The sequence below is a fragment of the Pseudomonas edaphica genome (assembly GCF_005863185.1).
Classification (GTDB): domain Bacteria; phylum Pseudomonadota; class Gammaproteobacteria; order Pseudomonadales; family Pseudomonadaceae; genus Aquipseudomonas; species Aquipseudomonas edaphica.
In genome coordinates this window covers 1-12,916 of the sequence record NZ_VBVZ01000127.1, presented here as the reverse complement: position 1 = coordinate 12,916, position 12,916 = coordinate 1, and the positions used below count along the sequence as shown (strand labels likewise).

Here is a 12,916-nt window from a genome sequence, read left to right as displayed (position 1 = left end):
CACCACCGGCTTGACCAGGTTGACGCTGGGCAGTGCCTGCGCGTCGGTCCAGGTCTTGAGGTCACGGGACTCACTGGCACGCACGCTCAGGCCGACACCGACGATGACCACCACCGTCACCCCGCCCACGATCAGCCACAGCAGGCCACGGGACGGCTTTTTTTCAGCAATGGAAACGGACATGTCAAACCCCTTGGGAAACGGTAGTCGCCAGCGTGGCGTGTTGGCGACGCCCGTGGACCAGACTGAAAATCAATGGCACCAGAATCAACGTGGCGATGGTGGCAAACGCCAGCCCGCCGATCACCGCACGGCCGAGCGGCGCGTTCTGCTCGCCGCCCTCGCCCAGGCCCAAAGCCATGGGCGCCATGCCGATAATCATCGAGATGGCGGTCATCAACACCGGCCGCAGCCGCGTGTAACCGGCCTCCAGCGCGGCCTGCACGGCATCGCCATGCACGGCCAGGCGCTCACGACAGAAGCTCACCACCAGAATGGCGTTGGCGGTGGCCACGCCCATGCACATGATCGCCCCCGTCAAGGCGGGCACCGACAGCGGCGTATGCGTGACAAACAGCATCCACACAATGCCCGCCAATGCCGCCGGCAACGCGGTAATGATCACAAACGGGTCGGCCCAGGACTGGAAGTTGACCACGATCAGCAGATAGATCAGCACCACTGCGCCCAACAGGCCGAACAGCAAGCCACTGAAGGCCGCGTTCATGGTCTGCACCTGGCCCTGCAAAATCACCTTGGAGCCGGTCGGCACTTCACCGGCGTGGGCCGCGATGATTTTCTGGATATCGGCGGCGACGCCACCCAAATCGCGGTCCTGAATCGCCGTCAGCACCTCAACCACCGGCTGGATATCCGACTGGCTGAACACCGAACTGCTGTGGCTGCGCTGGATATTCGCCAGGCCGCCCAAGGTCTGGTCGGTGGCCGCGCCATTGCTGCCGCTCAGCGGCAAGTTGTGCAGTGCGGCCAGGCTTTCCAGGTTGTATTGCGGGGTTTGCATCACGATCGGGTAGGAAATGCCGTTGGCCGGGTTCAACCAGAACGTCGGCGCTACCTGGCTGGAGCCCGCCAAGTTGACCACCAGGCTGTTGGTGACATCGCGCTCGGTGAGGCCGACCAACTGCGCACGGGTGCGGTCCACGTCGATATTGAACGTCGGCAATTGCCGCGACTGCTGGATGCGCGCATCCACCACCCCCGGCACCCGGCGAATATCACGCAGCAGCGCGCTGGCATAGGCGAAGTTAGCCGCCAGGTTATTGCCGGTGATTTGCAGATCGATCGGTGCCGAAGAACCGAAGTTGAGGATCTGCCCGACAATGTCCGAGGCCGGGAACGAGAACACCGCGCTCGGGAATTCCCGTGGCAGGGTTTCGCGCAATTGGCGCATGTACTCGGCGGTCGGGCGGTGGCCTTCGTTGAGGCTGATCTGGATATCGGCGTCCTGGGAACCCACGGTGCCGGTGTTGTTGTACACCACGTTGATACCGCTGATGGACAGGCCGATGTTGTCGACCAAGGCTTTAAGTTCCTGGGCCGGGACTTTACGCCGGATCGCGTTTTCGATGTCGGCAATCAGGTGCGCATTACTCTCCACCCGTGTGCCCACCGGAGCGCGGACGTGCAACAGGATCAACCCGGAATCGACCTCGGGGAAGAAGTTGCGGCCCAGGAACGGCACCAACGCAAACGACACGGCGACAAACGCCAGCAAGCCGATCACCACCGCGCGACGATGGTGCAAGGCGCTGTGCAATACGCTGTGGTAACGCTCGCGAAAGGCTTCAAAACGCTTTTCGAAACCGCGCTGGAAATTCACCAGCGGGTTGCGCGACGGTGCGTGCCCGTCGTCGCCGTGTAGATGCGGCTTGAGCAGGTAGTTGGCCAATGTCGGCACCAGGGTCCGCGACAGCAGGAACGAGGCGATCATGGCAAAGATCACCGCTTCGGCCATCGGCACGAACAGGAAGCGCGCCACACCATCAAGGAAGAACATCGGCACAAACACGATGCAGATACACAGCAGCGAGACAAACGCCGGCGTCACAATCTGCGCCGCACCGTCGAGGATTGCCGTCTGCACCGGTTTGCCCTGCTCCAGGTGCCAGTTGATGTTCTCGATGGTTACCGTGGCATCGTCCACCAGGATGCCCACGGCCAGCGCCAGGCCGCCGAGGGTCATGATATTCAGGGTTTCGCCCAGCGCCGAAAGCGTGGCTATCGAGGCCAGGATCGCCAGCGGAATCGAGGTGGCAATGATCACCGTCGAACGCCAACTGCCGAGGAACAGCAAAATCATCAGGCTGGTCAGCGCCGCCGCGATCAAGCCTTCACGGGCCACGCCGCTGATGGCCGAACGCACGAACAGCGACTGGTCGCCGATCAAATCGATATTCAAGTTGGGCGGCAACGCAGCCTTGTTGTCGGCAAGCTTTTCCTTGATGCCCGCGATCACGCCCAAGGTCGATGCCGAACCGGTCTTGAGCACCGGCAGCAGCACCGAGCGGTTGCCGTTCACATGCACGATGTTGGTTTGCGGCGGGTTGCCGTCGCGCACGGTGGCCACGTCCCGGATCAGCACGGTGGTGCCGTCGGCGGTCTTGATCGGCAGGTTTTCCAGGTCATGGAAGTCCGAAGGTGAGTTGTTCAGTTGCAGGTTGAATTCGTAGCTGCCGATCTTCTGGGTGCCTACCGGGGTGATCAGGTTCTGCGTGGCCAGGGCAGTGGCGACGTCCTGTGCCGACAGGCCACGGGCTTGCATGCGCGCCGAATCGAGGTCGATCTGCACTTGCCGGCTCTTGCCGCCAAACGGGTATGGCAGTGCTGCGCCGGGCACGCTGGTGAGCATCAGGCGCACCTGGTTCAGGCCGATATCACCCAAGCGCTGTTCGCTCAGCCCCGGCCCAGAGAGTGCAAGCTGCACAATCGGCACGGTGGAGGCGCTGTAGTTGAGCACCAGCGGCGGCACGGTGCTGGGCGGCAATTGCCGCAGGATCGCCTGGGACACCGACGTCACCTGGGCGTTGGCGGTGCTGATGTTGACGCCGGGCTGGAAGAAGATCTTCACAATCCCGTAGCCGTTCATCGACTGCGCTTCGATATGGCGAATGTCGTTCACGGTGGTGGTCAGCACCCGCTCGAACGGCGAGGTGATGCGCCCCGCCATCTGGTCCGGCGGCAAACCGGTGTACTGCCAGATCACCGCAATCACCGGAATGCGGATTTCCGGGAAGATGTCCGTCGGCGTGCGCCAGGCCGCCAGCGGCCCGACAATCAGGATGAAAATGGCCAATACCAAAAAGGTATAGGGGCGCAGCAAGGCGATGCGCACGAGGTTGAGCATAGGAGGTGATCCAGACAGGAGATTGTTTGATCAAGCAGGCTTCGCCATGCCGTTTTCCCGCCTCGCCCCATGCACGTCCTGGGGTTTTTGTAACGACATCCCGGTCACAAAGAGGCATATGCCACGATATCGAACTTAGTGGCATACGCAACTAATTTGTTTCAAGCTGTCTCAGCTTTCATCTGGAACGTCAGTTCGGTCCGAAAGGCCTTGTCCTGACAGGTCGCGCAGGCATAATCAGCCGCGTCGTGTTTTGTATCAGAGAGTATCTGCCCTTGAAATCTGCCCCGCCTTGCTCCGAGAGCCCCAGCGCCTGCGTCAACGGTGCCGTGCGCCGCACCTCGCGCCGCCTGGGCCAGATCTATGACGAAGCGTTCGCGCCCTGCGGGCTCAAAGCCACGCAATACGCGCTGCTCAACCGCATCGCCAAGGCCGGCACGCCGAAAATGGGCGAGCTGGCACAAACCCTGGTGATGGATTTGTCCGCGCTCGGCCACACGCTCAAACCGCTGGTACGTGACGGCCTGGTGGAGCTGCGCGTGGACGAACTCGACCGGCGTACCCGGCGCGTGCTGCTGACCGAACAAGGCAAGCGCACCCACCTGGCGGCCAAGCGTATTTCCACGCAAATGGCCGAACGCTTCGATCAGGCATTCGGCCGTGAAGCGGCGGCGCAACTGCGCCAGACCCTGGACTTTATCGCCTCCGACGAATTTGCCCGCACCCTGCTGGCCAAGGACGATTAAGCCATCGGCTGGTGGTTAGTGACGCAGTGAATGCCACCGCCGCCCGCGGCAATCGCATCGATATTGAGTTGCAGCACTTTGCGGCTCGGGTAGAGCCGTGACAGCAGGTCCAATGCCTTGCGGTCCGCCTCCGGGTCGCCGAATTCAGGCGCAATTACCGCGCCGTTGATCACAAAATAATTGATATACCCAGCGGCGAAGTCCTCGTTACCCTTGCTGAACTTGTTTTTGCGCGGGTTCAGCGGCGGCGATACGGTGTGCACCTGCAACGGGCGGCCGTCGGCGTCAGTGGCGTTCTTGAGGATTTCCAGGTGCGCAAGGGTGACTTTGTGGTCGTAGGACTCGGGGTCGGTATCGAGGTTGGCCAGCACCACGCCGGGCGACACAAACCGGGCGTAGAAGTCGACGTGGGCGTCGGTGATGTCCTTGCCCTTGATGCCCGGCAGCCAGATGATCTTGCGCAGCCCCAGGCGTTCCTTAAGTTCGGCCTCCACGTCGGCCTTGCTCCAGTCGGGGTTGCGGTTGCGGTTGATCCAACTGCTTTCGGTCATGATGCCGGTGCCCAGGCCATCCACTTCGATTGCCCCACCCTCGCCCACCAGCTCACTGCGAATGTGGCGCGCGCCGGTTTCTTCGGCCACCAGCGCCGCCAACTGCGCGTCATCGGCATGTTGTTGTTTGTTGCCCCAGCCATTGAAGTTGAAATCCACTGCGCCTTCGCCACCGGTGCCATCGATGACGAAATTGGCGCCGGTGTCGCGCATCCAGATATCGTCCAACTCGGTTTCGACAAAGGTGATATTGCGCGTGCCGCAGTGTTTTTCCGCCAATGCGCGCTCGTCTTCGCGACAGAACACAGTGACCGGCTCATAGTTGGCAATCGCCCTGGCGATACGGCCCAGGGCCGCTTGCACATCAGCGGTAAAGTCTTCCCAGATAGCGTCCTGGGCGCCAAAGGCGATAAAGGCTTGGCGGTGTTTTTCGCCTTCGTCGGGCATGTAGAAACGGCCTTTGACAGCGGCACGTACATGGGTGGTGAGTAAGGTCATGGCACAGACCACGCTGGCTTGTTTGATGAAGGTTCGACGGGTTGGCATGGGGGTCTCTACTTGGTGGTCGCTGTCTTGAATTTAGTCCACATGCGCATGCGCGCACGCATATCCGCCTGGGGGATGTCTTTGCCGGCAATCAACCGCTCGAAGGTGACTGCATCCGGGTAAATTTGCGGGTTATCACGCATGGCTGCCTCCACCGCCGGGCGGGCCTTGGCGTTGGCCGTAGGGTAGCCGGTGAAGTTGGTGATGGCGGCCATGTTCTGCGGGCGCATCACGAAGTTGATAAAAGCATAGGCGTATTCCGGGTGCTGGGCGTCGACGGGAATGGCCATGGTATCCATCCATACCGTGGTGCCCTCGCGAGGGATGTGATAACCAAAGGTCACCGATTTGCCGGCCGCATCGGCGGCGCGCTGGGCTTGGGTCATGTCACCGCTGTAGCCGAGAGACAGGCACAAATCACCGTTGACCAAGTCGGTCACCGGTTGCGACTGGAACTTGCGGATATACGGGCTCAGCTTGAGCAGCAAGTCACTGGCAGCGGCCAGGTCTTCACGTTTGGCGCTGCGCGGGTCGCGCCCCAGGTAGTTGAGCACCACGGCCAGCACTTCATCCGGTGAATCGATCAGCGAAATGCCACAGTCGGCGAACTTGGCGGCAAATTCGGGCTTGAACAGCAGGTCGAGACTGTTGACCGGCGCGTTCGGCAAGCGCTGCTTAATCTGTGCGGTGTTGTAGGTCAGGCCGATGGTCCCCCAGGTGTAGGGCACCGTGGCTTTGTTCGAGTTGACGTAGTGGCTGCGCAACTTCTGCAAACCCGGCTCGATATCATCCAGCGCAGTGAGCTTGGCAGGGTCCAGCGGTTGCAGGCTGCCGGCGCGCATCAGGCGCTCGGCCACGGTGTCGCCGGGGAAGATCAGGTCGTAGCCGCTGCCGCCGGCCATCAACTTGGCTTCCAGGGTTTCGCTGCCGTCCATCACGTCGTAGATCACCTTGATGCCGGTCTCGGCGGTGAAAGCCGACAAGGTGTCCGGCGCAAAATAGTCCGCCCAATTGTAGAGTTTCAGCGTCTTGTCATCGGCCGTGGCGCAGGCGCTGGTGAGGATCAGGGCACAGCTCAAAAGCAGTCTCATGATGGGCGTCCGTCCAGGGTCAGCAGTGCGTCATACATGTGCGGGCGGCGGTCGCGGAAGATGCCCCAGGTCCGGCGTTCTTCGCGCATCGCAGACAGGTCCAGGGAGTGCACGAGTACGCCAGTGGATTCGCGATCAGCTTCGACCAGCAGCTTGCCTTTGTGGTCGCAGATAAACGACGAGCCATAGAAATCCATTTGCAGGCTCGCATCCGTTGTCGCCACTTCACGGCCTACGCGGTTGGCCGCCACTACCGGCACCAGGTTGGCGGCGGCGTGACCGCGCATGGTCATTTGCCAGTGGTCACGGGAGTCGAGCGCCGCGCAGCCGGGTTCCGAGCCGATGGCCGTGGGGAACAACAACACTTCAGCACCCTGCAACGCCAGGCAGCGGGCGGTTTCGGGGAACCACTGGTCCCAGCAGATACCGACACCCAGGCGCCCGAACGCCGTGTCCCAGACGCGAAAACCGGTGTCGCCGGGGCTGAAATATTCCTTCTCCTGGTAGCCGATGGCGTTGGGGATATGGGTCTTGCGGTACACGCCCAACAACTGCCCATCGGCATCGGCCACACTCAGGGAATTGAAGTAGGCATTACCGGCCTTTTCGAACCAGCTCAGCGGCAGTACCACGCCCAGTTCCTTGGCCAATGCGGCGAAACGCTTGAGCACGTGGCTGTGCTGATACTCCTCGGCCAGTGCCAAATGTTTGTGATGCTGCTCGATACAGAAATACGGCGTGGCGAACAACTCCTGCAGCAGGATGACCTGGGCGCCCTGTGCGGCGGCATCGCGCACCAACCGCTCGGCGCGGTCGAGGTTACCCGGCAAGTCCCAGGTACACGGCATCTGGGTAGTAGCAATCGTCAATACAGTCATGGCATTACCCCTTTAACGGCCAGGCCGGTTGCTGTTGCGTGATGCAATGTACCCCGCCGCCGCCGTGGGCCAGGTGGTTGATCTGCACCGGCACGATTTCACGGCCCGGGAACGCCTGGGCCAGCACCTCAGCCGCAACCTGATCAGCCTCAATGCCATAGGCCGGCATGATGATTGCGCCGTTGGCTATGTAGAAGTTGGTGTAGGAGGCGCAAAACACTTCTGCATCGGTGTCCACTGCGTCGGTGGCCTCATACAGTTCGATCAGTTCGAAACGGCGGCCATGGGCGTCGGTGGCCAGTTCCAGGGCGCGACGGTTTTCGCGTACTACTTGGGCGTAGGTCGAGTGGTGATCGTGGGTGGCATCCACCAGCAGCAGGCCAGGGCGGGCGAAGGCACACACGCCGTCGACGTGGCCGTCGGTCATATCGCCAGTGACGTAATCCGGGTCGCCGGGCAGCCAGATAGTCTTTTTGATCCCCAGCAGGCGCGCGAAGACCTCTTCCATCTCGGCCTTGGTCATACCGGGATTGCGGTTGGGGTTGAGCAGCACCGATTCGGTGGTGATCAAGGTGCCCTCGCCGTCCACATGGATCGCGCCGCCTTCATTGCTCAGCGGCGTGCCGAAGCATTCCAGCCCCAGGTGATTAAGCACCCGGCGCGCCAGGCTTTCGTCCAAGTCATGGGCCGACTTGCCGCCCCAGGCGTTGAAGCGCCAGCTCACACCCGCCGCACCCTGTTGCGGGTGACAAATGAAGGTGGGGCCGGAGTCGCGGCACCAGCTGTCATTGACGGCCTCAGCGATCAACTCGATGCCAGGGCCACACAGGGCTTTGGCACTGGCGATTGCCGAAGGGTCGACAATCATTTTTACTGGCTCAAAACGTGCGATGGCATTGGCGACCCGCGCAAAATCCTGCTGCACCAATGCCAAAGTCACACCCCAGGTGCTTTCCCACAGCGCCTGGTTATGCGGCCAGACCATCCAGGTCGCCACATGATGGGACCACTCCGCGGGCATACACCAACCACTGCTTAAAATTTCACTACGCTGCATGACAAGCACCTTTGAGTTAAGTCATTGTGTTCAGTGAAAACTGCCCACGGAGTCTTGGCGCACATGCTACGTAGGCTGAAAAGACCAAACAAACGATGGATTTTGTAGAAAACTGATTAGCGGAGCTTATCGATATGCTCAACCACTGGCCGCCCCTCGGCACCCTGCGCGGCTTTGAAGCCGCCGCCCGGCTAGGCAGTTTCCACAAGGCTGCCGAAGAACTGCACCTGACCCAATCGGCGATCAGCCAGCAGATCCGCAGCCTGGAGGCTTACCTGGAGCAGCCGCTGTTTTTACGCAGCGGGCGCAGCGTGAGCCTCACCGACGCAGGTTATGACTTCCTCAGCACCACCCAGGCGCTGCTGCAACAACTGGCGGTGGGCGTGCGACGCCTGGGGCAGTACCGCAAACCCAATCAACTGGTGCTCAACACCACGCCGACCTTTGCTCGTCACTGGCTGCTGCCACGCCTGGCGGACTTTCGTCAGCGGCACCCGGAGGTAGACCTGTGGATCTTCAGCACCGATGAAGTGCCTGACATGGCCAGCCAGACCATCGACCTGGCCGTGCGTGACGACATCAGCTCCCAGGCCGAATGCAGCTTCAAGGTGCTGCATGCCGACCGCCTGTTTCCGGCTTGCCATCCCAAGCTGCTGTCTGTGCCTGCGGCGCAGCGCACCACGTTGCACGGCGAGCGAGAGATGGACTGGAGCCATTGGGCCGTGGAGGCCGGTATTGATGTGGGCCAACAGGACCACGGGCTGAATTTTTCCGATCCAGGTTTACTGCTGGATGCCGTGTGCAGCGGGCTGGGCATCGGCCTGGTCAGCCAACTGCTGAGCCGCCAGGCCCAGGCCGATGGTTTGCTCACGCCGCTGGTCGAAGCCACCATTCGCGGTCCCAGTTGGGCGCTGTTGACCCACCGTGACAGTGAAAACGACCCACTGGCCCGCAGCTTTACCGAATGGCTGCTGATGCGTTTGCAGATAGACCCGACATGAGCGACAGACTTGAAGACATCCTCACCGAGCACTTGAACGTGGTGTTCTGCGGCATCAACCCCGGCAAAGGCTCCGCCGCCTTGGGCCTGCACTTCGCCAACCGCAGCAACCGCTTCTGGCGCACGTTGCACCTGGCCGGCTTCACGCCCCATGAAATTCACCCCGAAGAGGGGCGCACCTTGCTCGACTACCACTGCGGCCTGACCACACTGGTGGAGCGTCCGACGGCGAGTGCGGGGGAATTGGCGCGGCATGAATTCAACGACGCCGCGGTTGCGTTTGAGCAAAAAATCCGCCGCTGGCAGCCACGCTTCGTGGCCTTTCTGGGCAAGGTCGGTTATAGCGCCGTGTCCGGCCAACGCGAGGTTGCCTGGGGGTTGCAGCCGCTGTTGTTGGGCGGCGCAGCGGTATGGGTGTTGCCCAACCCCAGCGGGCGCAATTTGGCGTTCAACCTGGAGCAGTTAGTGGATGCCTATCAGCAACTGCGCAAGGCCATTGCGCAGGACAATCATGTGCCCTTAATCTCCTGATCCCATCACCTGAAAGCAACGGAGGCTTCATGAAACTGATAGGCATGCTTGACTCGCCTTACGTACGCCGCGTGGCAATTTCCCTGGACCTGTACGGCGTGGCGTTTGAACATCAGTCGGTGTCGGTGTTCAGCACCTTCGAGCAGTTCCACGCGATCAACCCGGTGGTCAAGGCGCCGACCCTGGTGCTGGACGACGGCACCTTGCTGATGGACTCCAGCCTGATCCTGGATTATTTCGAAGCCCAGGCCCCCACCGACAAGAAGCTGCTGGCACAAGCGCCGGGCGCCCGCGCCCACGAACTGCACCTGCTCGGGCTGGCCCTGGCGGCCTGCGAGAAAACCGTGCAGATCGTCTATGAGGACAATCTGCGCCCGGCAGAAAAACGCCATGAACCGTGGATAGACCGCGTGACCGGTCAACTGTTGGCCGCCTATTCGCTGCTGGAAAAGCACCTTGCCCAAACCACCGACGCGCCACTGACCCAGGCGGCGCTGACCGCGGCAGTCGCGTGGTCGTTCACCCAACTCAAACTGCCGTCGGTGCTCGACCCCAAGGCATTCCCTAACCTGCAACGTCACGCCGACCAACTGGAACAGCACCCGGCGTTCAAGCGCTACCCCATCGAGTAGCAGGCCTAGACCCAGCCGCCATCCACAATAAAGTTCTGCGCCGAACACATCGCCGAGGCATCGGAGGCGAGAAACAACGCCATATTGGCGATGTGTTCCGGCAGTACGCTGCCGGGCAGGCACTGGCTGCGGCTGATCAGCTCCTTGGCCGCATCATCGACCCACATTGCCAATTGTTTTTCGGTCATGACCCAACCGGGCACCAGGGTATTCACGCGAATATGGTTCGGCCCCAGCTCACGTGCCAGGGCGCGGGTCATGCCATGGGCCGCCGCCTTGCTGGCGGCGTACACCGGGTAGCCAGCAGACGCCATCATCCACCCCACCGAGCCCAGGTTGATGATCGCCCCGCCACCAGCGCGTTTCATCATCGGCACCACGGCCTTGGCAGCAAAGAACGCGTGCTTGAGGTTGACCGCGATCAGCCTGTCGAACATCGCCGAATCGACTTCTTCCAGGGTGTGACGCACATCGTTGGCCGCGTTATTGACCAGTACGGTGATCGGCCCCAACGAGTGCTCAAAGCGTTCGATCGCCGCTTTATAGGCGATTTCATCGGTGATGTCGCAACACACGAACTCAACCTTGTAGCCCTGGGAATGCAGCAGCGCGGCCAGCCGCTCACCCTGGCTTTGCGCCCGGTCCACAAAACCCACCTTGGCGCCCTGCGCGGCGAACGCGCGCACCAGGAATTCGCCGATGCCTGAGGCACCACCGGAAACCAGAACGGTCTTACCCTCAAGGTCGGGGTAAACAGCCTGCTGAGTGGTCATATAAAGGTTGCCTCACTTAATTAGTCTTATTTTATTTTGCAAACAGGCCGTAAAAGGCTATAAATCTGCTGCTGCAACGACAAAATATCGCACATTAGTAGAACTATTCCACTGAAAACAACAAAAGGAAGTTCGACCATGAAGCACCCTCGTCACCTGCTTTCCGGCCTCGCCTTGTCCCTGCTGATTGCCAGCGGCGGCGCCCAGGCTGCGGGCCTCACCAGCGAACACAAACCCTTCGGTAAAACCAATGACGGCACCGCCGTCGAGCAGTACATCTTGCGCAACAGCCACGGCATGCAAGCCACGGTGATCACCTACGGCGGCGTGTTGCAGTCACTGCACGTGCCGGATAAAAACGGCAAGGTCGATGACGTGGTACTGGGTTTTGATGACGTGCAGGGCTATCAGAGCGGCACGGCCTTTTTTGGCGCGACCATCGGGCGCTTCGGCAACCGCCTGGCGGGCGGTGCGTTTGAGCTTGATGGCAAGCGCTATCAGGTGCCGCTCAACGACGGGCCAAATTCGCTGCACGGCGGCGCCCAGGGGTTTGACAAGCACGTTTGGCAAGCCGAACCCGTCAAGGGCAAGGACTCGGTCGGCGTCAAGCTCAGCTACCTGTCCAAGGACGGTGAAATGGGCTTCCCTGGCAACCTTAAAACCGAGGTCACCTACAGCCTCAACGATAACAACGAACTGCATATCGACTACAAAGCCAGCACCGACAAACCCACCGTGCTCAACCTCACCAACCACAGCTATTTCAACCTGGCGGGCGCGGGCAATGGCGACATTCTCAAGCAGGTCGCGACCTTGCATGCCAGCCATTACACACCGGTGAATGCCACCCTGATTCCGACCGGCGAGCTGGCACCGGTCAAGGGCACGCCGATGGACTTTCTCAAACCCACGCCGATCGGCCAGCACATCAAGGACGAGCATCCGCAGCTCAAATTTGCCGAGCCGAAACAAGGCGGGTTTGACTTCAACTGGGCGCTCGACACCCAGGGCGATATCAAGCAACTCGCCGCCGAAGTTCATGACCCTGCTTCTGGCCGGCGCTTGAAGCTCTATACCAGCGAGCCTGGGGTGCAGTTCTACACCAGTAACTTTCTCGATGGCACGGTGAAGGGCAAAGGCGGCAAGACGTATCAGCACTGGAGTGCTTTTACCCTCGAAACCCAGCATTTTCCTGATGCGCCCAACCAACCCAAATTTGCTTCGACTCGGTTGAATCCTGGGCAGACTTATAGCCAGAACACTGTGCTCAAGTTTTCTGCCGACTGAGTGTTGGTGCAACCGGGGTGTGGACGCCGCCGTTTTCCTTGTGACCGGGGGGATACCGGGGCGGTTTTAGGTCTGGGGTTGACTCAGGATTGCTGAGTACATATCCGTTATTTAGGTAACGGCCGCCTATGGTTCCGCTCTTACAGCGGGTTACTTTTGCAAGGACGCAAAAGTAACCAAAAGGTCCTCGCCCCACCACTCGGTGCCTCGCTGTGGCTCGGCATGCCCGCAATCCGACAGTGATTTGGGGGGCCGCCGCGATGGGCCATCCTTGGCCCAGCGCGGCTAAACCGGCATCCCTGCCGGTTTACCCCCCAAATCCCTGTCGAATTGCGGCCATCGTGTTTAACGGGGCGATTTCAGATCAAGATCAAAAGCGCAGATCAAAAGACCGCTGACTTCGTCATCGAAAAGGATGTAAGGGCCGGAGCAACAGCAACAGCAACAGCAACAGCAACAG

General features: G+C 60.9%; 11 protein-coding genes and 1 pseudogene. 5 read left to right on the top strand and 7 right to left on the bottom strand.

Annotated features, from left to right (window positions below; all coding sequences use genetic code 11):
* Together FEM54_RS10930 and FEM54_RS10925 are read right to left on the bottom strand one after the other, a co-directional pair.
* Positions 1–183: pseudogene (locus FEM54_RS10930) on the bottom strand (efflux RND transporter periplasmic adaptor subunit); the annotation flags it as partial.
* Position 184: 1 nt separating this feature from the next.
* On the bottom strand, positions 185–3,364 hold the full coding sequence (locus tag FEM54_RS10925) for an efflux RND transporter permease subunit (protein ID WP_017134576.1): 3,180 nt from the start codon (positions 3,362–3,364) through the stop codon (positions 185–187).
* A 275-nt stretch (positions 3,365–3,639) separates the two neighbouring features.
* Here FEM54_RS10925 and FEM54_RS10920 point away from each other — a divergent pair, with 275 nt between their 5' ends.
* Positions 3,640–4,110, top strand: a complete 471-nt coding sequence (locus FEM54_RS10920; protein ID WP_178111042.1) for a MarR family winged helix-turn-helix transcriptional regulator — start codon at positions 3,640–3,642, stop codon at positions 4,108–4,110.
* Here the strand turns inward: FEM54_RS10920 and FEM54_RS10915 are convergent.
* The 4 genes from FEM54_RS10915 to FEM54_RS10900 are packed head-to-tail and all read right to left on the bottom strand — an operon-like array spanning position 4,107 to position 8,233.
* On the bottom strand, positions 4,107–5,207 hold the full coding sequence (locus FEM54_RS10915) for an agmatine deiminase family protein (protein ID WP_099549157.1): 1,101 nt from the start codon (positions 5,205–5,207) through the stop codon (positions 4,107–4,109). The genes FEM54_RS10920 and FEM54_RS10915 overlap by 4 nt on opposite strands.
* A gap of 8 nt (positions 5,208–5,215) precedes the next feature.
* Entirely contained in the window at positions 5,216–6,298 is a 1,083-nt protein-coding gene (locus FEM54_RS10910; protein WP_138450838.1) for an extracellular solute-binding protein, read from the bottom strand.
* Entirely contained in the window at positions 6,295–7,176 is an 882-nt protein-coding gene (aguB, locus tag FEM54_RS10905) for an N-carbamoylputrescine amidase (RefSeq protein ID WP_138450836.1), read from the bottom strand. Before aguB ends, FEM54_RS10910 begins: the two co-directional genes overlap by 4 nt.
* Positions 7,177–7,180: 4 nt before the next feature.
* Positions 7,181–8,233 (bottom strand): agmatine deiminase family protein, encoded by a 1,053-nt coding sequence (locus FEM54_RS10900; protein WP_017134571.1) that lies wholly within the window; start codon positions 8,231–8,233, stop codon positions 7,181–7,183.
* Positions 8,234–8,367: 134 nt separating this feature from the next.
* Here FEM54_RS10900 and FEM54_RS10895 point away from each other — a divergent pair, with 134 nt between their 5' ends.
* From FEM54_RS10895 to FEM54_RS10885, 3 genes are read left to right on the top strand one after another with little or no spacing between them, the layout of a single operon-like run.
* Positions 8,368–9,234, top strand: coding sequence for a LysR substrate-binding domain-containing protein (locus FEM54_RS10895; protein WP_099549155.1), 867 nt, complete (start codon positions 8,368–8,370; stop codon positions 9,232–9,234).
* The gene (gene mug / locus FEM54_RS10890) at positions 9,231–9,764 is read left to right on the top strand and encodes a G/U mismatch-specific DNA glycosylase (protein WP_138450835.1); all 534 of its coding nucleotides are present in this window, start codon (positions 9,231–9,233) and stop codon (positions 9,762–9,764) included. The genes FEM54_RS10895 and mug overlap by 4 nt, the downstream gene beginning before the upstream one ends.
* Positions 9,765–9,793: 29 nt before the next feature.
* Positions 9,794–10,396, top strand: coding sequence for a glutathione S-transferase family protein (locus FEM54_RS10885; RefSeq protein WP_017134568.1), 603 nt, complete (start codon positions 9,794–9,796; stop codon positions 10,394–10,396).
* Between the two features lie 5 nt (positions 10,397–10,401).
* Here the strand turns inward: FEM54_RS10885 and FEM54_RS10880 are convergent, their stop codons facing one another.
* Complete coding sequence (locus FEM54_RS10880) at positions 10,402–11,169, bottom strand: SDR family NAD(P)-dependent oxidoreductase (protein WP_017134567.1); 768 nt, start codon at positions 11,167–11,169, stop codon at positions 10,402–10,404.
* 138 nt (positions 11,170–11,307) lie between these two features.
* Here FEM54_RS10880 and FEM54_RS10875 point away from each other — a divergent pair, with 138 nt between their 5' ends.
* Entirely contained in the window at positions 11,308–12,456 is a 1,149-nt protein-coding gene (locus tag FEM54_RS10875; protein WP_099549151.1) for an aldose epimerase family protein, read from the top strand.
* Positions 12,457–12,916: the final 460 nt, after the last annotated feature.